This is a genomic window from Rathayibacter sp. AY1F9 (genome assembly GCF_002932155.1).
In the GTDB taxonomy this organism is placed as follows: domain Bacteria; phylum Actinomycetota; class Actinomycetes; order Actinomycetales; family Microbacteriaceae; genus Rathayibacter.
The window spans coordinates 44,329-65,998 of sequence record NZ_PSVA01000015.1; the positions used below are offsets into that span (position 1 = coordinate 44,329).

Here is a 21,670-nt window from a genome sequence, read left to right on the forward strand (position 1 = left end):
GCGTCTCAGATCCTGCCGTCCCAGTCCACCGGCACCACGGAGCCGCGGTAGCGGATCCCGTCCACGCGGATCGGCCCGGCGAGCGCGGGCGAGAGCGGCGCGACGACCAGGGTGTCGCCTCCGGGAGCGAGCCCCAGCGCCGCCGACAGCACGGCGACGGAGGCGGCCGCCGACCAGGCCTGCGGTCGGCAGGCCGCCGGGTACGGCACCGGCGCGTGCACCTCGGCGGCGGGGTCGCCCGAGTGCAGCTCGGGCATCCGGTAGCCGAAGCCCTCGGCCGCGGCGATCAGTCCGCGCGAGAGGGTCGTCGCCGCCGCCCCGAAGCCCTCCCGGGCGAGCCCGGTGACGGCGATCGCGGTGTCGTGGGCCCAGACGGAGCCGCCGTGGTACGACAGCGGCCAGTAGCCGCCCGAGCCGGTGTCCAGGGTGCGCAGGCCGAAGCCCGAGTCGAGCCCGGGGGAGACCAGCAGCTCGGCGACCCGGGCGGCGTGCTCGGGGGAGAGGATGCCGGTGCCGAGGAGGTGGCCGAGGTTGCTGGTGATCGTGTCGACCGGGCGCCCGGCCGCGTCGAGCGCGATCGCCGGGTAGCCGCCGTCGGCGTCGTCGATCCAGAACGCCTCCGCGAAGCGCGCCTTCAGCGTCGACGCCGCCTCGCGCCACTCCGAGCCGTCACGGCCGAGGTGCTCGAGCAGCGCCGCTCCGCCGACCATGGCCTCGTGGGCGTAGGCCTGCACCTCGCAGAGCGCGATCGGACCCTCCGCGAGCGTGCCGTCGCGCCACTGGATCGAGCGGCCTGTTCCACGCCGTCTACGAGCACGGCATGACGGGCGTGGCGCGGTCGGAGGACGAGCGGCTGCGAGCCGTCGACGGATCCGCTCGTGCGGTCGTGGACGCCGTCACCGCGGTCTTCGACAGGCACCGGGCCTTCCTCCGTGCGGTGATGGTCGCCTCGTCGAGCGATCGCGCACTGCTCGAGCGGGGCGCCCAGGAGTCCCGCCGCTTCGCGGACCGGGTGGCGCAGGTGCTCCCGACCGCCGACCCCGAGGCGGGGCGATCGGCCGCTCGGGCGCTCTACGAGGCGAACTCCTTCCGCACGCTGCACGGCGATGCGTTCTGGAGCCCCGGAGGAGAGCATCGAGACGCGTTCATCGATCGGACGACCCGGCTCGTGGACACGATCCTCGACTGACGCGCTCCCACCGCCGGACCTGGGCAGGCCGTTCGCCGGACCTCGCCGTGCCCCGACGCCCCTCCTGGGCTGCTCGACCGGCAGAGGCCGCTCACGCTGATCGAGCAGCGCGCGCAGCGCGCGTATCGAGATCCGCTTGTGTTCAGCGGATCTCGATACGCCCCTGCGGGGCTGCTCGACCAGCATGCGGGAGTGCCGCCGCTACTTCGCGAGGAACTCCAGGACGACGCGGTTCCACTCCTCCGGGTGGCTCACGGTCACTCCGTGCGGGGCGCCGTGGACGACGTGCAGCTCGGAGCCGGGGATCGCCGCGTGGGTGCGGGCGCCGGAGCCCTCGAACGGAACCGTGCCGTCGCCGTCGCCGTGGATGACGAGCGCGGGCACCGACACGTTGGGCAGGTCCTCGCGGAAGTCGGTGGTCGCGAACGCCGTCATGCAGGCGAGGGCCGCGTGCTTGGCCGACTGCTTCGCCAGAGCGATCGCCTCCTGGCGCTGCTCCTCCGTCACCTTCAGCACGCCGTCGACCGAGAAGAAGTCGGTGGTGAACCGGTCGTAGAAGTCGTCCTCGCTCTTCGTGAGGCCCGCGGTCATCTGCGCGGCCTGCGCCTTCTCGAGCGGGCCGTCCGGGTTGTCGTCCGTCTTCATCAGGTACGGCGGGACGGCCGAGGCGAAGACGACGCTGTGCAGGCGATCGGCGCCGTACTTCGTGAAGTAGCGGGCGACCTCGCCGCCGCCCATCGAGAAGCCGACCAGAGTGACGTCCTGCAGGTCGAGCTCGGTGAGGAGGGTGTGCAGGTCCTCGGTGAGCGTGTCGTAGCTGTAGCCGGTGAGCGGCTTGTCGCTGCGCCCGAAGCCGCGGCGGTCGTAGGTGACGACGCGGTAGCCGGCCTCGGCGAACGCGGGGACCTGCTCCTTCCACGACTCGCCCGAGAGGGGCCAGCCGTGGATGAGGACCACGGGGCGGCCCGATCCGCCGGTGTCGTCGACGTGCAGGTCCGTGTCCTTGAAGAGTCCGTGGTGGGCGGTGATCTCGGCCATGGCGAGTGCTCCTTCCGGCGCCGACGATCGGCGTCACTTGATGTTCGAGGACGTCCCTGCGAGCGGATGGCCGGGGCGGGGAGGGTTGACAGCTCCTGTCACTCCGCGACGACGGCCGCGGCGAGGCCCCGCAGCGCGGTGTGCAGCCCGGGGCTCATGGGCAGCCCGGCGTCGAGCACCGCGTTCGCGGCGGCGACCAGCACCGGTGCCGCGGGGGAGGAGACCACGGTGAGGCCGGCGGGCGGATCCGCGTCGCCCGAGGGCCGCACGACCAGGACGAGCCGGGAGCTGGGAGCGCTCGTGCTGATCGTCGCTCCCGATCGGGCGGGCAGCACCGCGAGGGTGCCGCGGCCGACGAACTCGCGCTCCTCCCGACTGGCGACGGTGAACGCGCCCTCGAGCGGGAGCAGGAGCACCACCGACCCCGGGTCGGCGCGGGGGCTCGGGCGGAAGTCGATCGTGCCGGCCGTGTGCCAGATCCGCCGGAGGAGCACGCCCTCGGCAGCCGCCTCCTGCCCGGTGACGGCGAACGCGGGGTCGGGCCCGGCCTCGGCGTGGCGGGCCCGCAGCCAGTGCCGGGCGGAGTCGCCGCGGAGGGGCATCGGGCGGATCAGCGGATCGGACACGGCGGCTCCCGAGGAACGCGGACCTGAATCGGCCGAGACAGTGAGGAACCATCATCCTAGGAGCGGCGGGAGGCGTGGTCTCCGGAGTGGCGCGTCCTCACATGCCGATGCCGCCCCGGCCGCGCTGAGCGCGACGCCGGAGCGGCATCCGAAGGGTGGTGCGGACTACTGGAATCCGCCGCCACGGTCCTCCGGGTCCTCGATCGGGTCGGAGTCGGGAGTGTCGATCGAGTAGGTCACGTGGACCGCCTCGCCGACCTCCTTCGCGGAGACGGCGTTGTAGACGAGGTGCGTCTCCTGGCCGTCGACGGCGGCGTAGACGTCGACCTCCTTCTCGTAGCCCCCCTCGGTGCTGACGCGGTTCTCGGTCTGGCCGTCGAACGGCCCGCCCTGGAAGAAGGCGAGGTAGCTCTCGCCCTCGGCGAGTGCGCGGATGTCGTTGCTCATGCCCCCAGGTCTACCACTCGGCGCCTCCCCGCCGCTCGGCCTTGCGCTCGGCGGGCGGAGGAGGGCCGGGGCGGCGGCGGCCTTGCCTCGAGGCGGCGGCACTGCTCGACGGGATCTCTCCGCACGCGCCGTCAGGGCACGAGCCGCTGCGTGATCGAGGCCGTCGGCCCGCTCAGCGCGATCTCGGCGAGCGCGCCGTTGACCAGGGGCATCTGCGGCGGCTGGTGCCCGGTGTCGACGTCGAGGATCACCGGCACGCCGAGATCGCCGAGAGCGCGCCGCACCGCGTCCTCCTGGCTCAGCTCGGGCAGGGACGCGCCCGCGGTCCGGCCGATCAGGACGCCGGTCGCCTGCTCGAACCAGCCCGCGAGGCGGAGGGAGGTGAGCATCCGGAGCACCGAGACGGAGTCGGACCCGGCCGCCTCCAGGTAGACGACGGTGCCCTCCGGCGCGTGCCGGCGAGCGAAGCCCGGAACGTCGCCGTAGGGCGTGCCCGCGAGCAGGGACACCGTCTCGAGGCATCCGCCGATCAAGCGGCCGGACATCGCCGCGTCCGCTGACCCGTCGAGCGAGCGCCAGCGGGTCGGCTCCTCGTAGGCCCGATCGCGGTCGAGCGGCTCGTCCGCCCACGCACCCCACGGACGGCTCCGGCGTCGCGGCGCGGCGTGCTGCGTGAACGCGGCTCCGGGCTCGAGGCCGGCGACCTCCGTCCATCGGTGGAACCCGACCGGCAGCTCCCACGGCTCGTCCATCAGATTGGCGCCGTGGATCGTCGCGAGCCCGGTCGTCGTCGTCAGGGGCAGGAGCAGCGTCGAGACGTCCGACCAGCCGACGAACCAGGGCCGGGCCTCCGCGAGGGCGTGCCAGTCGAGCCTCTCCAGCAGCTCGACGGCGAGCTCGCCGCCCCACGGAGGAAGGACCGCGTCCCCGCTCCGGAAGGCGTCGTGCAGGTCGGCCGCCCGATCCGCGGCGGACGCCGGAGCGAGTCCGCCGAGGAGGGCGTGCGGCCGGACCCGGACGTCGTATCCCGCCGAGCCGAGTCGGCGCGCGGCGTCCTGCAGCCGGTCGTGCAGGTGCGCGGGGACTCCCATCGAGGGCGCGGGCACCTCCACCCGGCCTCCGGCGCGGAGGGGTGCGGGGTACGTGATGCTCGCCATCCGACGACGTTAACGCCCCTCTCGGTGACGGGCTTCGAATGCTCCGTCCGGCGAGTACCTCCGCGCCCTTCCTGCCTCGACTCGCGGCCGGCCGCTGAGCGCGATCGCCAGAGGGGTCGGCGCGAGTTCTGCGCCGCCACCCACTCGCGCGCAGCGCCGGCCGCCGCCGGGAAGAAGGATGGCCAGGAGGCGCACCGGAACGTGACGTCCCGGTCTCGCGCAGGCGTCTCGGCTCCGCTGCTGCCTGCGGCGATCAGCGCCACGCGGCGCCTTCAGCTCGTGAGGCGGCCGATCTCGTCCTCGGAGAGGAGGCGGTCGGAGGAGAGCACGACGCGAGCCGCGGGGTTGGGGCTGTGCGCGTCAGGGCCCTCCCACCTCCGGTCGAGACCGAGTCGAGCGACCGTGCGGTGCGATCGCTCGTTGTGTTCCGCGACGACCGCGGTCACGGGGAGCTCCGGCCGGAGCCGCCGCGCCCGCGCGATCCCTGCGGAGGCGACCTCCTGGGCGTACCCGCTGCCCCAGCGGTCCGGATGGAAGGTGAACGCGACGTTCCAGGCCGTGTCGGCGAGGAGGGTGCAGCCGCCGATCCCGATCGCGCCGTCCGCGCAGCCCTCGGTACTCCGCACCCGGACGACCCAGCTGCTGAGGTCGTCTCGCGCCCACTGCGCCGTCCGTCGGGCGAGCACCGCCCGGGTCTGCTCGACGGAGCCGTGTCGGAGGAGGGGGTCGCCCGCCGCGATCCGCTCGTCGGAGTACAGCCGCCACAGCTCGTCCAGATCGCTCTCGGCGGGACGGAACAGCCGGAGCCGCTCGGTCGTCTCGTCGGGGCGATCACCGGCGCCGATGCTGCTGCCGCTCGCTCGAGGCGGGACTCGGGGCCATCGGGGCGGTCGCCGAGGAGTGAGGCGAGCGCGGTGACCGCGCCTGGACGTCCACCCGCTCAGCCCGTGATCAGGCCGGTGAGGCGGTCGGCGGCGGCTCCGACGGTCGAGACCGCGCTGACCGTGAAGAGGCACGCGACGCCCCAGAACCAGGTGCGACCGGGTGCCCCGGCGCTGCGCCGCTCGAAGGCGAGCCACCAGGCGCCGACCACCGAGACGCACGCCGCGACCACCGAGCCGAGCGCCATGCGGACGTACTCCTCGGGACCGGGGGAGGACCAGGCCGTGGTCGCGAGGACGATGAGCAGCGGGACCACGATCATGCCCAGCGCGCCGAGCAGCACCGCGTGGAGGTGACTGCGGGGAGGGGCCCCGGCCGTCGTCGTCGCGGTCCGCGTCCGTGTCGTGTCCATGCCGCGTCCCCCGTCGCCGCGGTCCGGTCCGTGCTGCCCCGACGCTATCCGCTCGCCGTCCCGCCGTCACCCCGCACCTCCGAGCGGGCCGCGTGCCCGGTGGCGTCAGCACCGCGCCGCCCGCGCCGCCCCGGCCGAACGCCGAGAACGTAGGATGTCCGGGATGACGATCGGACGCCGCCTCTTCCTCTCGGGAGCCGCCACGGGAGTCGGGCTCCTGGCTCTCGCGGGCTGCACGCCGTCGCGTCCGACGCCGACACGCTCCGTCACGAAGGCCCCCGTGCCCACGCCGAGCACCACCGCCGTCCCCGCGCCGGCCGCCTTCGTGCGCTCCGCCTGGGCCGAGGATCCGTACGCGCTCGGCTCCGTCTCCTACCTGCCCGTCGGCGCGACGCCGCAGCACCGCACCGACCTGGGCACCGCGGTCCTCGACCGCGTCTTCCTCGCGGGCGAGGCCACCGACACGGAGGCGCCCGGCACGCTCCAGGGCGCCTGGAGCTCCGGGGTCCGCGCGGCCGCCGAGATCAGCGCCGTCGCCGACGAGGGCGAGCGGATCGCGATCGTCGGGGCCGGTCTCGCCGGAGCGGTCGCCGCGCGGCGCCTGTCCGACGCGGGCTTCGACGTCACCGTGGTGGAGGCGCGCGAGCGCACCGGCGGCCGCATCGCCACCGCGGCTCCGGACGGCTGGCCGATCGCCGTCGAGACCGGAGCCTGGGCCCTCACCGGCGCGGGAGCCGCCCTGCGCGAGAGCATCGCGGACGCGGGCGTGGTCACGACCGCGGTCGACCTCGCCGACGTCCGCTCGAGCGACGCCGACGGCGCGGCCCTCGACACCGGCACCACGGGTGCCGACGCCCTGACCCGTGCTCTCGAGTGGGGAGCGGAGCAGCCGGAGGACCTGGCGCTCGCCGAGTCGTTCGCCGGCTCCGGAGCGCCCGACCCCGCCGAGGCCGAGCCGGGCTCCGGCGACGGCGACGCCGCCCGCGTGGCGGCGCACCTCGCCGGGACGACCGCGCTGCGCACCGGCGCCGCTCCCGAGGAGCTCTCCTCCTGGTACGGACTGGGCGACGCCTCCGCCGCCACGACCGCGGAGGAGCTGAGCGACGACTCCGGCGACGCGCTGCTGACCGACGGGCTCGCGCCCCTGGTCGACACCTTGCTCGCCGACGTCGAGGTCTCGCTGCGCGCCGTGGTGAGCGGCATCGGCTACACGGAGACCGGCGTCAGCATCCGCCTGGGCACCGGCGAGTCGTTCACAGCCGACCGGGTGCTGGTCACCGTGCCGATCGGGGTGCTCCAGACGGACGCGATCGCCTTCGACCCGCCGCTCCCGTTCGCGCAGCGCGCGGCCGTCGCGGCCCTCGGCTCCGGCGTCGTCGAGACGCTGTGGCTGCGCTTCGACGAGGCGTTCTGGGACGCCGGCGCCCCCGCGCGCTGGTCGCTCGTCGGCTCCGAGGCGGGCATCACCGAGTGGCTCAATCTTCAGCCGTCGACCGGCGAGGCGGTGCTCGTCGGGCTGGTCGGAGCGGATCAGGCCCTCTCGCTGCAGGACCTCAGCGACGACGAGCTGGTCACCCTCGCGCAGACGGCGCTCGAGCCGTTCGCCGTCGTCCCCGGCTGACGAGCTCGCGGAGCCGCGCCAGCGGCCCCCGCCACTCCGACGCGTGCGCCGCCCCGAGCGGCCGCACCCGGCTGAGCGCGAGGACGAACGCGGCGATGCCGGAGATCAGGCTCAGCACGATCACGTCGTAGAGCACGAACATCACGGGGCCGTCGACCTGGCCGGGGTCGAGGAAGAAGTACGGGTACCAGCCGATGAGGGCCCCGCGGACCAGGGTGATGACGCCCCAGACGATCGGGAAGCCGAGCACGGTCAGCGCCCCGCGCCAGGCGACCGGGCGGCGGCCGGGTCCGAGGATCCAGTCGAGGATCGCGAGCGTCGGGATCACGAAGTGCAGGAGCGCGCTCGACCAGGGCACGTCGACCCGCACGCCGCGGTTGTTGGCCTCGACCGCGATCAGCCCGAAGACGATCCCCGACACGACCATGTAGGTGAGCACGAGCGCCCGCACCGTGCTGAGCCAGCGCGGCTCCCGCTCGCGCGCAAGGGCGACCAGGCCGGACAGGCCCAGCACCACGACCCCGGCCATGTTCGACTGCGTCGTGAAGTAGGCGAAGAAGTTGTCGATCTGGAACGCGCGGAAGCCCAGGGTGTAGAAGAAGTCGCCGACGAGTCCGACCGCGCCCAGCCCGGCGAGGGCCAGGCGGAGGATCGCGAACGCCTTCCGCACACCCGCTCCGATCCGTCGCCGCTGGGCCCGGAGGGCCGGACTTCCGGACGATTCTACGGTCGCCGCGCTCGGAGCTCCCCGAGCGCGCGGCTCCGCCGGACGGGGGAGGCGGGCCCCGCGGAGGCGATCTAGCGTGAGGGATGGCGCGCGCACAGCACGGGAAGGGTTCGGGTCGGATCTCGTCGGAGGAGGCGTCCCGGCGCTGGAACGCGGTCACGGGTCCGCTGTTCCTCGCGGCGGGAGCGGTCTTCGCGGTCCTCGGGAATCCGGTCTGGCCGGTGTTCCTCGTCCTGGGGATCACGTTCCTCGGGCTGCCGGCCCCGGGAGGCCGACGAGCCGGAGCGGAGCGCAGGAGCCGGACCGCGATCGGTGACGCGCGCTTCGCGACGCGGACACTCGCCGGTCGCGTTGCCGGGATAGCGTGCGTGTCATGCCCTTCACGCCGAGCCACGCCGTCGTCGCGCTCGCGTTCTCGAACGGCCGGATCCCCGCCGCGGCCGTGGCCATCGGCGCGATGGTCCCGGACATCGGCATGTACCTCCCGATCGCCGTCGCCCGCGAGTCCACCCACTCCCTCCTCGGCGTCGTCACCGTCGACCTGCTGCTCGGGATGCTCGGCCTCGCGCTGTGGAGCGCGGTCGTCGCTCCGGCCTGGCGCGACCTCGCGCCCGCGCTGGTCCGCTCGCGCCTGCGTCCCCGGCGCTCGCCTCCCCGCGGGGCCGCCGCATGGATCCGCGTGCTCGTCTTCGCGGCCGCCGGCATCGCGATCGGAGCCGCCAGCCACGTGATGTGGGACGGCTTCACCCACCGGGGCGGCCTCTTCGTCTCGGCGATCCCGCTGCTGCAGAAGGAGCTCGGGCCCTTCCCCGGCTTCCGATGGGCGCAGTACGCGAGCGGTGTGCTCGGGCTGCTCGGGCTCGGGATCGGCGCGGTGGTCTGGTACATCGGTCGCCGTCCCCGGAAGCTCCGCTCCGACGGCCGGCAGCCGGTGCGCATCGCGGCCGCGGCCGTGGTGCTCGCGGCCGCGGTGGTTCCCGCCGGGATCGTGCTGGCGGGTGCGGGCATCGATCCGCTCGACGCCGCCTACCGGGCGCACGTGGTGCGGGCGGCGATCCTGCTCGTGGGCGGCGGCGCGGCGGCCGCGGTCGCCGTCGCGGCGGTCTGGTGGCTCACCGGCCGAGGGGTGCGCGGGGCCGTCGTCTGAGACGGCGGAGGACGAGCCTGTCGTCTCAAGGGAGCACGGGCATCCGTCGCGAGGAGGATGCGCCGGTGCATAGCCCACCGATAGCGTCGGACACGGCCCGTTGGGGCGGGCCGCCTTCGGGGGAAGGCACTAAGGGGAAATCGGGGGCTCGCGGCACACGCCGCGGGCCCTCTACCCGTTTCCGGGCCGCTGCCGGCAGCTCCCGTCGCCTCAGCGCCGCTTCGAGCGCGGCCGGTTCTGCGCGGCCGGGCGCTGCGGGATGCGCGGAGCGCCCTCGCCGGCGGCACCCTGGGGGAGCGAGGACGCGGGCGGGATCGGGCGGCGGGTCACCGGGCGCACCGGCTCGCCGCGGCGCGTCTGGCCGGGGATCGGCCGGGAGCGGCGCCCGTAGATGAGCTCGGACGAGTCGAGCAGCCACGGGACCAGCGCCACCGTCACTCCGTGCACCAGCAGGAGCTTCTGGCGGATCCGCCGCGACTTGTGGTTGTGGAGGAACGCCTCCCACCAGTGCCCGACGATGTACTGCGGCATGTAGACGGTGGTGATCTCGGAGCCGTGCTCGAGGCGGTGGGCCTTGATGTACTTGATCAGCGGGTACGAGATGTCGCGGTAGGGCGAGGCCACGCAGCGCAGCGGCACCTCGATGTCCATCTGCGCCCAGTCGGCCTTCAGCTGCGCGGTCTGCGCGTCGTCGATGGAGGAGTGCACCGCCTCCAGCGTCTCGTGCCGTGCCGCGATGGCGTAGTCGAGCGCCTTCAGCGTGGGCTTGTTCATCCGGCCCACCAGCACGATCGCGTGGTCGCCGTTGGCGCCGAAGGTCGTGGTCGGGTCGACCTCGATCTCCTTCTCGACGTCGCGGTAGTAGCGGTAGACGCCGGCCATCAGGACGCCGAGGATCGGCATCACCAGGTAGACGAGCCAGGCGCCGTGGGTGAACTTCGTGATCGTGACGACGACGAGCACCGCGAACGTCAGCGTCGCGCCGAACAGGTTGATGGCCAGGCTCGTGTAGACGGTGCGCGAGCCCTCGCCGTTGCGGATCATCCGGACCCAGTGCTTGACCATGCCCGACTGCCCGAGCGTGAACGAGACGAAGACGCCGATGATGTACAGCTGCACGAGGCTCGTGAGCGAGGCCTGGTAGACGAGCAGGATGATCGCGGCGACGAGCGCCAGGATGATCACTCCGTTGGAGTAGATGAGGCGGTCGCCGCGGGTGTTCAGCGACTTGGGCGCGTAGCCGTCGCGGGCCAGCACGGAGCCCAGCAGCGGGAAGCCGTTGAACGCGGTGTTCGCCGCGAGGAGCAGGACGGCGGCCGTCGCGGCCTGGATGATGAAGAACAGGATCGTGTTGTTGCCGAACGTGGCGGCGGCGACCTGCGCGATCACGGAGCGCTGCGGGGTCGTGGCGCAGTCGGCGAAGCCCACCAGGTGGCAGGCGTTCTCGGCGTAGTGGACGTTCGAGAGCAGGGCGAGGGCGGTCAGGCCGACGAAGAGCACGATCGCGATCGTGCCCATCGCGACGAGGGTGCGCTGGGCGTTCTTGACCTTCGGGGCGCGGAACGCGGGCACGCCGTTCGAGATCGCCTCGACGCCTGTGAGCGCCGCGCAGCCGCTGGCGAAGGAGCGCAGCAGCAGGAGGACGACGGCCGCCTGCGTGAGCTGCTCGCCCTGCACGGTGAAGCCCGCCGACTCCGCGACCGGGGTGTCGCCGAAGGCGGTGCGGACCAGGCCGACGACGACCATCACGAAGACGCTCGCGACGAAGAGGTACGTCGGGACGGCGAAGGCGCGGCTCGACTCCGAGACGCCGCGGAGGTTCACGGCCGCCAGCAGCACGACGAAGAGGATCGCCAGCTCGACCCGCAGCGGCGCCAGCTCGGGCACCGCGGAGATGATGTTGTCGACTCCGGAGGCGACCGACACGGCCACGGTGAGCACGTAGTCCACGAGGAGGGCGGCGGCGACCGTGAGGCCCGCCGTCTCGCCCAGGTTGGTGCGGGCGACCTCGTAGTCGCCGCCGCCGGACGGGTACGCCCGGATCAGCTGGCGGTAGCTCAGCACCACCACGACGAGGAGGACGACCACGCACGCGGCCACCCAGGGGGCGAAGGTGAGGAAGGAGAGTCCGCCGAGCAGCAGGATCATCAGCAGCTCCTGCGGCGCGTAGGCCACGGAGGAGAGCGGGTCGCTGGCGAAGATGGGGAGCGCGAGCCGCTTCTGCAGCAGCTGTCCCTCGAGCTTGTCGCTGGGGAGCGGCTCGCCGATGAAGAAGTGCTTGGCGGTGCGCAGCTCGGTCGCGTCGGCCGATGATCCGTCCGCGGCGGACGGGGGGCCCTCGTGTGTCACGAGCGATGACACTACTCCGTGCGAGGGGGCAGTCAAGACGGCCGGGAGCGGGCCGAGCGGAGGCTGATCCCGCGCTGTGACCGGGAGTTTCCCGGTGCGGCGGGGAGCGACGGCCGGCGTCCTCGCGGCCGGCGCCCCGAGCGGGGGGTCAGCGGCCGTCGCGGGTCGCGGCTCCGATCAGGCCGGTGAGGCTGTCGCGGAGCGCGGTGAGCTCCTCGAGGGGGACGTCGAGCCGCTCCACGATCTGCGGAGGAACCTGCAGGGCCTGCTCGCGGAGGGCCGCTCCGGAGGGGGTCAGCGCGACGTCGAGGCGGCGCTCGTCGTCGCTGCTCCGGGCGCGCGTGACGTGGCCGCTCGCCTCCAGGCGCTTCACGAGCGGGCTGAGCGTGGCCGGCTCGAGGCGGAGCGCGGAGCCGAGGTCGGCGAGCGAGCGGGGGCTCCGCTCCCAGAGCGCGAGCATCACGAGGTACTGCGGGTGCGTGAGCCCGAGCGGCTCGAGCACGGGGCGGTACAGCCCGATGACGGTGCGCGCCGCGACGGCGAGGGAGAAGCAGACCTGGTTCTGGAGGGCGAGCGGGTCGGTTTCCACGGCGTCATCCTCTCATCGTGCCCTGATGGTTAGTACACTAAGGATATGACGCGGAAGAAGACCGGCTCCCTCTACCAGCGCTTCAACGCGCGGCTGTTCCCCTGGATCGGCCCGCCGCCGCTCGGCCCGTACGACCAGCCCGAGCAGGAGGCGCCCGCGGGGCAGGCATGCCCGCTCTGCGGCCGGCCGATGTCCGAGCACGTCATCGACCGCTCCGGTCCGCGCACCCAGCTGTACTGCCCGAGCGACCCCTCCTGAGTCGCACGCCCCCGTTCGGGGGTCGGGGGCTTCGGGCGGCGGGGGCGGATGATGAGCGCATGTCCCGTCTGAGCCCCACCGCCGCCCGCGTCGTACAGTACAGCCGTTTCGGCGACGCGGACGTCCTCGAGATCGCCGAGGTCGAGCGGCCGAAGCCCGGGGCGGGCGAGGTGCTGGTCGAGGTGCTCTCCGCCGGGGTGAACCACATGGAGGCGTTCATCCGGCAGGGCCAGTTCGACTCCGACCACTCCGCGGCCTTCCCGATGCGCCAGGGCACCGACTTCTCGGGCGTCGTCGTCGCCCTCGGTGAGGGCGTCACCGACATCAAGCTCCGCAGCGACGTGGTCGGCCACGCGCTCGTCGGCTCCCACGCGACCCACGTCGTGGTGCCGCGCCGCAACCTCGTCGCCAAGCCCGCCTCCGTGAGCTGGGAGGTCGGCGGCGCGCTGTTCCTCGCCGGAGTGACCGCGTGGCGCGCGCTGGAGGCCACGCATGTGGGACCCGACGACACCGTCCTCGTCTCCGCGGCGGCCGGAGGAGTCGGCAGTCTCGAGATCCAGCTGGCGAAGCTCCGCGGCGCGACGGTGATCGGCACCTGCGGCGAGCGCAACTTCGACTACCTCCGCCAGATCGGCGTGAAGCCGGTGGTCTACGGCGACGGGATCGCCGACCGCATCCGGGCCGCGGCGCCCGGCGGGGTCACGGTGTTCCTCGACAACTTCGGCGGGGAGAACGACGCCCTCGCCGACGAGCTCGGCATCGCGGCGGGCCGCTTCCACTCCAGCGACGACCGCAAGGAGATCGAGCTGCGCGCCGTCTGGCCCGACGCCGAGACCGCCCAGCGCGACACCGAGATCCTCGGCGAGCTGGTCGGCCTCGTCGGCGAGCAGAAGCTGCGGGTGCTCGTCTCGGGCTTCTACCCCTTCGACCAGGTGCAGGACGCCTTCGACGACCTCGAGAAGCGGCACTCGCGCGGCAAGATCGTGCTCGGCATGAACCCGGTGGACCCGGCGAAGGTCACCAAGGCGCGCGACATCCACGAGGCCGGCCGCTAGCCGCATCCTCCCGGCGGCTGTCCGGGCTGCTCTCCGGGCGGCCACAATGGGCCCGTGGCGCGCGGACGCCCGGGAGGAGTGACGCGATGGAGGAGCCCGTCGTCGCGATCGTCTGGATCGTCTCGTTCGTGGTGGTGACCGTCCTGGTCACCGGGCTGTCGGGGCGGGTGAACTGGTCCGCTCCCGTGGCGCTCGTCGCCGTCGGAGCCCTCGCCTCCTTCGTCCCCGGGATCCCGGAGGTGGTGGTCGAGCCGGACGTGGTGCTGTTCGGGATCTTGCCGCCGCTGCTCTACGCGGCCGCGATCCGCACCTCCGTCCTCGACGTCCGCGCTCGTGGCGACAGCATCCTCCTGCTGTCGGTCGGGCTCGTCGTCTTCACGGTCGCGGTGGTCGGCGCGGTGGCGTGGATGGTCGTCCCGGCGATCACGGTCGCCGCGGCCCTCGCGTTCGGCGCGATCGTGGCGCCCACGGACGCGGTGGCGGTCACGGCGATCGCGGGGCGGCTCCGCCTGCCGCGGCGCATGCTCACGGTGCTCGAGGGCGAGAGCCTCCTCAACGACGCGACCGCACTGGTGGCGCTGAACGCCTCACTCCTGGCGATCGTCAGCACGGTCACTCCCGGGCGCATCGCGCTCGACTTCGTGCTGGCCGTGGCGGTGGGCGGCGGGGTCGGGATCGGCATCGCCGTGCTGCTCGGGTTCGTGCGCAAGCAGGTGCAGTCGTCCGTCCTGGACACGAGCCTCTCGCTGGTGACGCCCTACGTCGCGTTCATCCCGGCCCAGCTGCTGCAGGGCTCCGGGGTGCTGGCGGTCGTGGTCGCGGGGCTCTACCTGGGCTACCGGGCGCCGGTCATCCAGTCGGCGCAGGCGCGGATCGCGGAGTCGCTCAACTGGCGGACGATCCAGTTCCTGCTCGAGAACGCGGTGTTCCTCTTCATCGGGCTGAGCCTGTCGTCGGTGGTGGAGGCGACGGCCGACTCGGGCATCGGGGTCTGGCAGACGGTCGGCATCGGCGCGGCCGTGCTCGCGGCGCTGGTCGGGAGCCGCGTGGCCTGGATGTGCATGACGACGCTGCTGTTCCGGCACGGTCCGCGCCGGCTGCAGCAGCGCGGGTGGACCTGGCCGACCGCGATCGGGGTGTCGTTCGCGGGCATCCGCGGCGTGGTCACCCTCGCCGCCGCGTTCCTCCTGCCCGCGGAGACGCCGCAGCGCGCGTTCCTGCAGTTCCTCGCCTTCATCGCGGTGGCGGGGACGCTCGTCGAGGGGCTCGCGCTCCCGCGGCTCGTCCGCGCCCTGAAGCTGCCGGCCCCGAACGAGATGCAGGAGCACGTCGAGAAGCAGATGCTGCTCGCCGAGGCGCAGGCCGCCGGGCTAGCCCGGCTCGACGCGGAGCCGCAGGACGGAGTGGAGGACCGCGTGCTCGACCGGCTGCGGCGGAACGCGACGTTCCTCGCCGACGCCCTGGAGAACCCGCCGGAGGGCGAGGGTGTGGAGCCGCTCCCGCAGGCCTACAACCGGCTCCGGCGCGTGATGATCGCGGCCGAGCGGGAGGCGGTGCTCCGCGCCCGCTCCGAGGGGCGGTACCAGGAGCCGGCGGTGGTGAGCGCTCTGGCGTTCCTCGACGTGGAGGAGGAGGCGCTGGCGGTCGGGCGGCAGTAGCGCCGGGAGGGCGGGGACCCCGGGCGGGATCCCCGCCCTCCCGGCGGTGAGGTGTCCGGGCTCAGTCCAGGGTGGAGCGGACCGAGGCGCGGGCCTCGTCGAGCGCGGCGCGCAGGGCGTCGACGCTCGCGGTCGTCACGGATCCCGAGGAGGCGGCGGTGCGCAGCTCCGCGCGCAGCTCGTCGCGGAACTCGGTGAGCAGCACCTCGGCGTCGCGCAGGGCGATCCGCGAGGCGGTGCGCGCGTCGGGCGAAACCGGCGCGGTCTGCTCCGGCGCGGGCTGCTCGGAGGGGGTGCCGGACGTGTCCTGCGGGCGCGGCTCCTCGGCGGAGTGCTCCGGTCGGCGTCCGGGCTCCCGCGAGTCGCGGGCGGCGCTGGCCAGGTCGGCGCGGAGGCTCTTCATCGCCTCCGCGACGCCGAGGCGGACCTCGTCGGCGAGCCGGCGGACGGAGTCGGTGAGCTCCTCCTCGATGTCGCCCAGGTCGGTCGCGCGGTTCGCGAGCTCGGCGCGGCCGGCGTCGGTGATGGAGTAGACGGTCTTGCGGCCGTCGGCCTCCTTCGTGACGAGTCCCTCCTCCTCGAGCTTCGCGAGGCGCGGGTAGACCGTGCCGGCGCTGGGCGCGTAGGTGCCGCCGAAGCGCTCGCTGAGCGCCTGGATCAGCTCGTAGCCGTGACGCGGCGACTCGGCGAGGAGGTTGAGCAGGTAGAGGCGCAGGCGGCCGTGCGCGAAGACGGGGCTCACAGCGAGCTCCCGTCCATCGGGCGGCGGCCGTCGGCGGGGCCGGCGCCGGGGGAGCCCCAGCCCTCGCCCACCGAGGCGGAGGACGCGGCGACGGACCGGCGGACGACGACCACGTCTCCCGAGACGGAGTTGGCGGCGACGTCGACCCACTTCGAGTCGAGCGAGCCCGTGGTCGAGGTGAAGCCCCGGCCGAAGGTGCCCTTGACGACGGAGCCGTCGAGCTGGAGCGTGCCCGAGACGGTGTTGATGCGGTAGCGGGCGCCGAGGCCCTCGTCGACGCGGATCGTGAGGTCGCCGCTGACGGTGTTGGCCTGGATCCGGTCGGGGGTGCCCTCGGCGTCGACGAACACGCTGCCCGAGACGCCGTCGACGGTGAAGCGGGTGAGCTCGCCGGTCGCGGTGACGTCGCCGGAGACGGTGCGCGCGGTGACGCGGCCGGTGTGGCTGCGGACCGAGAGCTCGCCGTGGACGGTGTTCACCTCGATGTCGCCGTGCAGGCCGTCGACGACGATGTCGCCGCCGACCGTCGAGACGCGGGCGTCGCTGTGGAGACCCGAGACCAGGCCGTCGGCCGAGACGGTGTCGAACTTGAGGTCGACGCCGCGGGGGACGAGGAGGCTGATGTCGGCGCGGTCGCCGCGGCGGCCGAGACCCTTCACGACATCGACGATGGTGTCCCAGCGGAGCTGGACGTGGTCGATCTCGAGGCGGTCGCCGTCCATCGAGACCTTGAGCGGGCGACCGTCGACGCTGTGGACCTCCACGCGAGCGGTCGGCTCGTCGTGGGCGATGACGTCGATCTGGCCGCCGACGAGGGCGACCTTGACCGAGCGAACGACGTCGAGGTCGATGACCTTCGTCTCGCCGGCCTGTACGAGCCATTTCTCGAGGGACATGAGCTCCTCCTCCTGCACCGGGGTGCCTTTCTGAAACGCGATACATCGCGAGTGGACGAGAGTCACGATATATCTCGATCGTTGCGGTCGGCAACGGGGCTCGGCCGGTTCCCAGCGTCGAGGGGCCGGGACCGGGGCGGGGCCGAGGCGGGATGAGGCCGGGGGCCGGAGCCGAGGCCACCGTCGAGGGGGTGAGGCCGCGGCGGGCGCCGTGGTAGACCGGGCGCATGGACCCGATCGCGGCACTCGAGGAGATCGCAGCACTGCTCGAGCGGGAGCGGGCCTCCCGCTACCGGGCGAAGGCGTTCCGCCGGGCGGCCGCGGTGCTGGAGGGGATGGCGTCCGCCGAGCGGGACGACCTCGCCCTCGTGCGGCGGGCCTCCGGGATCGGCGACACGACCTTCACGGTGATCGAGCAGGCGCGGTCGGGCCGGGTGCCCGACTACCTCGCGGAGCTGCGCGGCTCGGCTCCTCCGCCCGCGAGCGCGCTGCGGCGACGGCTGCGCGGCGACCTCCACAGCCACAGCGAGTGGTCCGACGGGGCGACGCCCGTCCTCGCGATGTCGGACGCGGCCCGCGCGCTCGGCCACGAGTACCTGGCGCTCACCGATCACTCGCCGCGGCTCCGGGTCGCCCACGGTCTCAGCGCGGAGCGGCTGGAGGAGCAGCTGGCCCATCTCGCGGGCCTCGACACCGGGCCCCTGCGCCTGCTCAGCGGGATCGAGGTCGACGTCCTCGAGGACGGCGCGCTCGACCAGACGGACGAGCTGCTGGACCGCCTCGACGTGGTCGTCGCGAGCGCCCACTCGAAGCTGCGGCTGCCCTCCCGCGAGATGACCGCCCGGCTGGTCGCGGCGGCCTCGGATCCGCGGACCGACGTCCTCGGCCACGTCACAGGGCGGCTGGTGTCGGGCGAGCGCGGCACCCGCCCGCCGTCGACCTTCGACGCCCGGGCCGTGTTCCGCGCGTGCGCCGACCACTCCACCGCGGTCGAGATCAACGCCCGCCCCGAGCGCGAGGACCCGCCGGACGAGCTGATCGCGCTCGCGCTCGAGGAGGGCTGCCTGTTCTCGATCGACAGCGACGCGCACGCTCCGGGTCAGCTGGGCCTGCTCGACTACGGGGCGGAGCGGGCGGAGCGGCTCGGCGTCCCGGAGGAGCGGATCGTGACCACCTGGCCGGTCGAGCGGCTCCTGGAGTGGACCCGCGGCTGAGGATCCTCGCGCGTTGCGCAAACGAACTGCGGCCATCACCCCCTTGACAGGAGGCCGTACCGCGGGAGGAGATCCGACGCAAGTGGCGAAATCCCAGCCGCCCACGCGGCATGCTCGGTACCGGTCCGCTCCTCCCGGGCCGCTCCAGCGGTCGGGAGTCGCGCTCCGTCGCACTCTCCACTCCGACAGACCAGGTGAACCATGGCCACGCAGACCGCTCTCGACGCCGTGCGCGCCGCTCCCACTCTGCTCGAGGCCGTCCGGATGGCGGATGAGCTGACGGTCGCCGCGGTGAGCGACGGCGGCGGCCGCGCGGTGCGCCTGCTCACCCGCGCCGCTCTGGACCCCTCGGACCAGCTCACCGCGATCGCGGCCGTGCACTCGCTCGCGCAGGTCTTCGACGAGGAGGCCGACCTCGCGCTGCTGATGCTGCTCGAGGACGAGCGCCCGTACCTCCGCGAGCACGCCGCCTGGGCCTTCGGCGGGCGCCTGCCCCGCCCCGCTGCGCTCGGACCGCTGCTGCGCCTGGTCCGCGACGGCGGCTTCTCCGGCATGCTCGCGCAGCGCACCGTCCTGCTCTGGGCCTCCTCGACCCCCGACCTCGTCGCCGTCGCGCTCGAGGGCGCGCTGCTCGGCGAGCGCGAAGCGGCGGCCCGGGCACGGCTCGTCGAGACCCTGGGCCTCGTGCCCGGTGCGATCGCCGAGCGCACCCTCCTGCACGTGGCCGCCGATCGCGCGGAGGGGCTGGAGGCGCGGGCCGCTGCGACGGACGCGCTCGGCGAGCGCGGCTCCGACGACGCCGAGCTCCTGCTCACCGGCCTGGCCGAGGAGGCGGCGCCCATCGGGCCCCTCGCCCGGCTCGCCCTCGGCGACCTCGCCCCCGCACCGGCCGTGGAGGCAGGGCCGACGGTCGCGCAGCTCTTCGTCCACGCCGACATCGACGGCACCCTGACGCGGGTGGGCGCCGGCGACAACGGCGGCATCGCGACCCTGCTGGTGCGCCTGGGCGACTCCCTCGTCGAGCGGGAGGGCATCGACCGGGTGCTCACGCTCTCGCGCGGGACTCCGGCCGAGGCCGAGCGCGCGCTCGGCGAGCTGCCCGACTCCGGCCACGGCTTCGCTCCGGTCCCGTTCGTGGGGCCGCCCGTCGCCATGCCCCAGGCGTGGAGCCGACGCATCACCGCCGAGCGCGGCATCCGCCGGATCCTGCGCGCGGCCGGCCGGGTCGACGTGCTGCACCTGCGGATGGCGGACGTCGGATCCCTCGCGGCGGCCGCGGTCGCCCGGGATCTCGAGATCCCCGTCGTGTTCACCCTCGCTCCGGACCCGCACGCCCTGATCGCGGGCCTGGACGCGTCCGGCGCCCTCACCCGCGCGGACTTCGGCGAGCGCGACGCCGCCGAGCACTTCTGGTTCCGCGTGCGCCTGGTGCAGCGCCTGGCCGCCGACGCCGCGCACACCGTCCTGTTCCCGCGGGAGGAGCTGGCGGCGACCATCCGCGAGCTGATCGGCGTCGACATCACCGCGCACCCGGAGCGGCACACGATCGTCCCGGAGGGGATCGACGTCGGCCTGGTCGAGCGCGGCGAGGCGGCCGCACGGGCCTCCGCCGCCGGTGAGCCGGTCGCGCTGGACGAGGGCGGGGACCTGGCCTCGCTCGACCTCCTGCTGGAGGAGCTGCCCGAGCACCGCCGCGGCCTCCCGCTGCTGCTCAGCGTGGGCCGCCTGCACCGGGTGAAGGGGATGGCGGCGCTCGCCGAGGCCTGGGCGTCCGACCCCTCGCTCCGGGAGCGCGCCAACCTGCTCCTGGTCGGCGGCGACCTCGCCGACCCCAGCCCCGACGAGCGCGAGCAGCTCGACCGCATCCGCGCCGTCGCGTCCGACGGGCTGCTCCTGGCCGGCCACCGCCCGAACGGGACCGTGGCCCGCTGGCTCGGCGCGATCCGGCACGGCCGACCGGGGCTCTCTGCTCCGGGAGGCGCCTACGTCTGCGCGAGCGTCAAGGAGGAGTTCGGCATCGCCCTCCTCGAGGCGCTCTCCGCAGGACTGGTCGTCGTCGCTCCGGCGACAGGCGGGCCCGCGACCTACGTCGAGGAGGGTGAGACCGGCTTCCTGGTCGACACCGCCGACCCCGCGGCGCTCGCCGCCGGTGCCGCCGCCGCACTGGATCTCGCAGGCGGGCCTCTCGGCGAGCACGCCGCGGCCCGCGGGCGCGCGATGGTCGCCGAGCGCTACACGGTGCAGGCCATGGCTCATGCCCTCTCGGGCGTCTACGCGCACGCGACCGCGGACCAGGAGCGTCCTCTCCGCTCGCCGCTCGTGCTGGGGGCCTCGTGACCCTGCTGATCATCAGCCCCGACTACGCGTCGCACCTGCTGCCGCTGGCGACCCTCGGCACGGCGTGGCAGGAGGCGGGCGAGCGCGTCGTCGTGGCCACCGGCGACGCGACGCGCTCCATCGTGGACGGCTTCGGATTCGAGCACATCGCGCTCCGGCTGGGGCGCGGCTCCAACCCGGGCACGATCCGCGCGGAGGAGCAGGCGCCCGACGAGGGCGCGTCCCTCCGCGGCTTCTTCGACGCCACCCGGCGCGGGATGGTCCCGACCCTCGCCTACCAGGCGCGGGAACGGCTCACCGACCTGCTCTGGGATCCGTCCGGCGTCGCCGCGCGCCTGCGCGTGATCCTCGACGAGGTGCAGCCCGACGCGATCGTGGTCGACCACCTCGCCTTCACCGCGCGCGTGGCGCTGAAGGCACTCCGCGTGCCCTACGGCGACGTCGTGCTCGGCCACCCCAGCGCGCTCACGGTGCCCGGCGAGGTCTACGGCTTCCCTCCGGTCTGGCCGGACGCCTTCGCTCCGGAGCCCGACGACCTCGATGCGCTCCGCGCCCTCTGCGAGCAGGTGCGCGACTCCTTCACCGCGGAGTGGAACGCCGCCCTCACCACCCTCGACCCCGGGGCGGCGCCCAGCGCCGACGCCTTCGCCGAGAGCGGCGACGTCCTGCTGCTCAACTACCCGGGCGAGCTCCACGACTCGGCCCGCACCGCTCAGCTGCCGCCGCACGCGTTCCTCGGCTCCGCCGTCCGCGAGGAGCCCGATGACGCGGAGGTCGAGGAGTGGCTCGCCGCGTCCGAGGATCCGGTCGTCTACGTGAGCTTCGGCAGCTTCCTCTCGGTGCGCGGCGACGTGCTCGCCCGGGTCGTCGAGGCCCTGGCCGGCGTCGAGGTCGGAGGCAGGCCCGTCCGGGTGGCTCTCGCCTCCGGCGCGACCGAGCGCTCGGCCCTGGGCGATGTCCCCGAGGGCTGGCTGGTCCGCGGCTTCCTGCCGCAGGTCGCGCTCCTGCGCCGGGCCGCGCTCGCGGTCAGCCACGGCGGCAACAACAGCGTCACGGAGGCGATGACCGCGGGCGTGCCGCTCGTCGTCCTCCCGTTCTCAACGGACCAGTTCGCGGGGGCGGCCGCACTCGAGGACGCCGGGTTCGCCGCCGTGCTCGATCCGAACGCCGCCTCCGCGGGACAGCTCGCGGAGGCTGCGCGGCGGATGCTCGCACTCGACGCTCCCGCCCGGGAACGGCTGACGGCGCTCGCCGAGGGCCTCGCCCGCGAGACGGGACCGCAGCGGGCCCTCTCCGCCCTGAGCGGAGCGACCGTCCAGCGCTAGC

The 21,670-nt window shown here is 74.0% G+C and carries 21 protein-coding genes; 9 read left to right on the forward strand and 12 right to left on the reverse strand.

Annotation, left to right across the window (positions count from 1 at the left end):
* Window positions 1-5 precede the first annotated feature (5 nt).
* A complete protein-coding gene (locus tag C5C37_RS10890) occupies window positions 6-872 on the reverse strand; it encodes an amylo-alpha-1,6-glucosidase (RefSeq protein ID WP_374953120.1) in 867 nt (288 codons plus the stop codon).
* On the opposite strand from C5C37_RS10890, the gene C5C37_RS10895 reads away from it, so the two are divergent.
* Entirely contained in the window at window positions 821-1,189 is a 369-nt protein-coding gene (locus tag C5C37_RS10895; protein ID WP_104257890.1) for a hypothetical protein, read from the forward strand. The two genes, C5C37_RS10890 and C5C37_RS10895, sit on opposite strands and share 52 nt — an antisense overlap.
* Before the next feature lie 201 nt (window positions 1,190-1,390).
* On the opposite strand, the gene C5C37_RS10900 is transcribed toward C5C37_RS10895, so the two are convergent.
* The 6 genes from C5C37_RS10900 to C5C37_RS17530 all read right to left on the reverse strand — a co-directional run bounded on the left by C5C37_RS10900 (window position 1,391) and on the right by C5C37_RS17530 (window position 5,751).
* A complete protein-coding gene (locus C5C37_RS10900; RefSeq protein WP_104233839.1) occupies window positions 1,391-2,227 on the reverse strand; it encodes an alpha/beta fold hydrolase in 837 nt (278 codons plus the stop codon).
* Between the two features lie 98 nt (window positions 2,228-2,325).
* On the reverse strand, window positions 2,326-2,853 hold the full coding sequence (locus tag C5C37_RS10905) for a hypothetical protein (protein WP_104256055.1): 528 nt from the start codon (window positions 2,851-2,853) through the stop codon (window positions 2,326-2,328).
* A 165-nt stretch (window positions 2,854-3,018) separates the two neighbouring features.
* On the reverse strand, window positions 3,019-3,300 hold the full coding sequence (locus tag C5C37_RS10910) for an oligoribonuclease (protein ID WP_104223758.1): 282 nt from the start codon (window positions 3,298-3,300) through the stop codon (window positions 3,019-3,021).
* 131 nt (window positions 3,301-3,431) lie between these two features.
* On the reverse strand, window positions 3,432-4,457 hold the full coding sequence (locus tag C5C37_RS10915; protein ID WP_104315430.1) for a S66 peptidase family protein: 1,026 nt from the start codon (window positions 4,455-4,457) through the stop codon (window positions 3,432-3,434).
* Window positions 4,458-4,729: 272 nt separating this feature from the next.
* Window positions 4,730-5,473: a GNAT family N-acetyltransferase gene (locus tag C5C37_RS10920; RefSeq protein ID WP_181127407.1), complete on the reverse strand. Its 744-nt coding sequence runs from the start codon at window positions 5,471-5,473 to the stop codon at window positions 4,730-4,732.
* The gene (locus C5C37_RS17530) at window positions 5,398-5,751 is read right to left on the reverse strand and encodes a hypothetical protein (protein ID WP_181073421.1); all 354 of its coding nucleotides are present in this window, start codon (window positions 5,749-5,751) and stop codon (window positions 5,398-5,400) included. The genes C5C37_RS10920 and C5C37_RS17530 overlap by 76 nt, the downstream gene beginning before the upstream one ends.
* A 163-nt stretch (window positions 5,752-5,914) precedes the next feature.
* On the opposite strand from C5C37_RS17530, the gene C5C37_RS10925 reads away from it, so the two are divergent.
* The gene (locus C5C37_RS10925; RefSeq protein WP_181127408.1) at window positions 5,915-7,372 is read left to right on the forward strand and encodes an NAD(P)/FAD-dependent oxidoreductase; all 1,458 of its coding nucleotides are present in this window, start codon (window positions 5,915-5,917) and stop codon (window positions 7,370-7,372) included.
* Here C5C37_RS10925 and C5C37_RS10930 read toward each other — a convergent pair.
* Window positions 7,323-8,042 (reverse strand): Pr6Pr family membrane protein, encoded by a 720-nt coding sequence (locus tag C5C37_RS10930; protein WP_104233845.1) that lies wholly within the window; start codon window positions 8,040-8,042, stop codon window positions 7,323-7,325. The two genes, C5C37_RS10925 and C5C37_RS10930, sit on opposite strands and share 50 nt — an antisense overlap.
* A 430-nt stretch (window positions 8,043-8,472) precedes the next feature.
* Here C5C37_RS10930 and C5C37_RS10935 point away from each other — a divergent pair, with 430 nt between their 5' ends.
* Window positions 8,473-9,246 (forward strand): DUF4184 family protein, encoded by a 774-nt coding sequence (locus tag C5C37_RS10935; protein ID WP_104260852.1) that lies wholly within the window; start codon window positions 8,473-8,475, stop codon window positions 9,244-9,246.
* 210 nt (window positions 9,247-9,456) lie between these two features.
* Here C5C37_RS10935 and C5C37_RS10940 read toward each other — a convergent pair whose 3' ends face one another.
* Together C5C37_RS10940 and C5C37_RS10945 are read right to left on the reverse strand one after the other, a co-directional pair.
* On the reverse strand, window positions 9,457-11,595 hold the full coding sequence (locus C5C37_RS10940) for an APC family permease (RefSeq protein ID WP_374952928.1): 2,139 nt from the start codon (window positions 11,593-11,595) through the stop codon (window positions 9,457-9,459).
* A 148-nt stretch (window positions 11,596-11,743) separates the two neighbouring features.
* Window positions 11,744-12,184 carry a MarR family winged helix-turn-helix transcriptional regulator gene (locus C5C37_RS10945; RefSeq protein WP_104223751.1) on the reverse strand — a complete coding sequence of 147 codons (441 nt, stop codon included), beginning with the start codon at window positions 12,182-12,184 and terminating at the stop codon, window positions 11,744-11,746.
* A 45-nt stretch (window positions 12,185-12,229) separates the two neighbouring features.
* Here C5C37_RS10945 and C5C37_RS10950 point away from each other — a divergent pair, with 45 nt between their 5' ends.
* From C5C37_RS10950 to C5C37_RS10960, 3 genes are all read left to right on the forward strand, one after another.
* Complete coding sequence (locus C5C37_RS10950; protein ID WP_104223750.1) at window positions 12,230-12,442, forward strand: hypothetical protein; 213 nt, start codon at window positions 12,230-12,232, stop codon at window positions 12,440-12,442.
* Window positions 12,443-12,501: 59 nt separating this feature from the next.
* Window positions 12,502-13,497, forward strand: a complete 996-nt coding sequence (locus tag C5C37_RS10955) for an NADP-dependent oxidoreductase (protein WP_104238704.1) — start codon at window positions 12,502-12,504, stop codon at window positions 13,495-13,497.
* An 86-nt stretch (window positions 13,498-13,583) separates the two neighbouring features.
* On the forward strand, window positions 13,584-15,155 hold the full coding sequence (locus C5C37_RS10960; RefSeq protein ID WP_104338932.1) for a sodium:proton antiporter: 1,572 nt from the start codon (window positions 13,584-13,586) through the stop codon (window positions 15,153-15,155).
* 61 nt (window positions 15,156-15,216) lie between these two features.
* Here the strand turns inward: C5C37_RS10960 and C5C37_RS10965 are convergent, their stop codons facing one another.
* A complete protein-coding gene (locus C5C37_RS10965) occupies window positions 15,217-15,897 on the reverse strand; it encodes a PadR family transcriptional regulator (RefSeq protein ID WP_104247409.1) in 681 nt (226 codons plus the stop codon).
* Complete coding sequence (locus tag C5C37_RS10970; RefSeq protein ID WP_258063310.1) at window positions 15,894-16,793, reverse strand: hypothetical protein; 900 nt, start codon at window positions 16,791-16,793, stop codon at window positions 15,894-15,896. The genes C5C37_RS10965 and C5C37_RS10970 overlap by 4 nt, the downstream gene beginning before the upstream one ends.
* 227 nt (window positions 16,794-17,020) lie before the next feature.
* On the opposite strand from C5C37_RS10970, the gene C5C37_RS10975 reads away from it, so the two are divergent.
* The 3 genes from C5C37_RS10975 (at window position 17,021) to C5C37_RS10985 (ending at window position 21,669) form a co-directional block, all read left to right on the forward strand.
* Window positions 17,021-18,007, forward strand: coding sequence for a PHP domain-containing protein (locus C5C37_RS10975; protein WP_104338933.1), 987 nt, complete (start codon window positions 17,021-17,023; stop codon window positions 18,005-18,007).
* Window positions 18,008-18,208: 201 nt separating this feature from the next.
* Entirely contained in the window at window positions 18,209-20,344 is a 2,136-nt protein-coding gene (locus C5C37_RS10980) for a glycosyltransferase (protein WP_104247411.1), read from the forward strand.
* A complete protein-coding gene (locus C5C37_RS10985) occupies window positions 20,341-21,669 on the forward strand; it encodes a glycosyltransferase (protein WP_104338934.1) in 1,329 nt (442 codons plus the stop codon). Before C5C37_RS10980 ends, C5C37_RS10985 begins: the two co-directional genes overlap by 4 nt.
* The last annotated feature ends 1 nt before the right edge of the window (window position 21,670 follow it).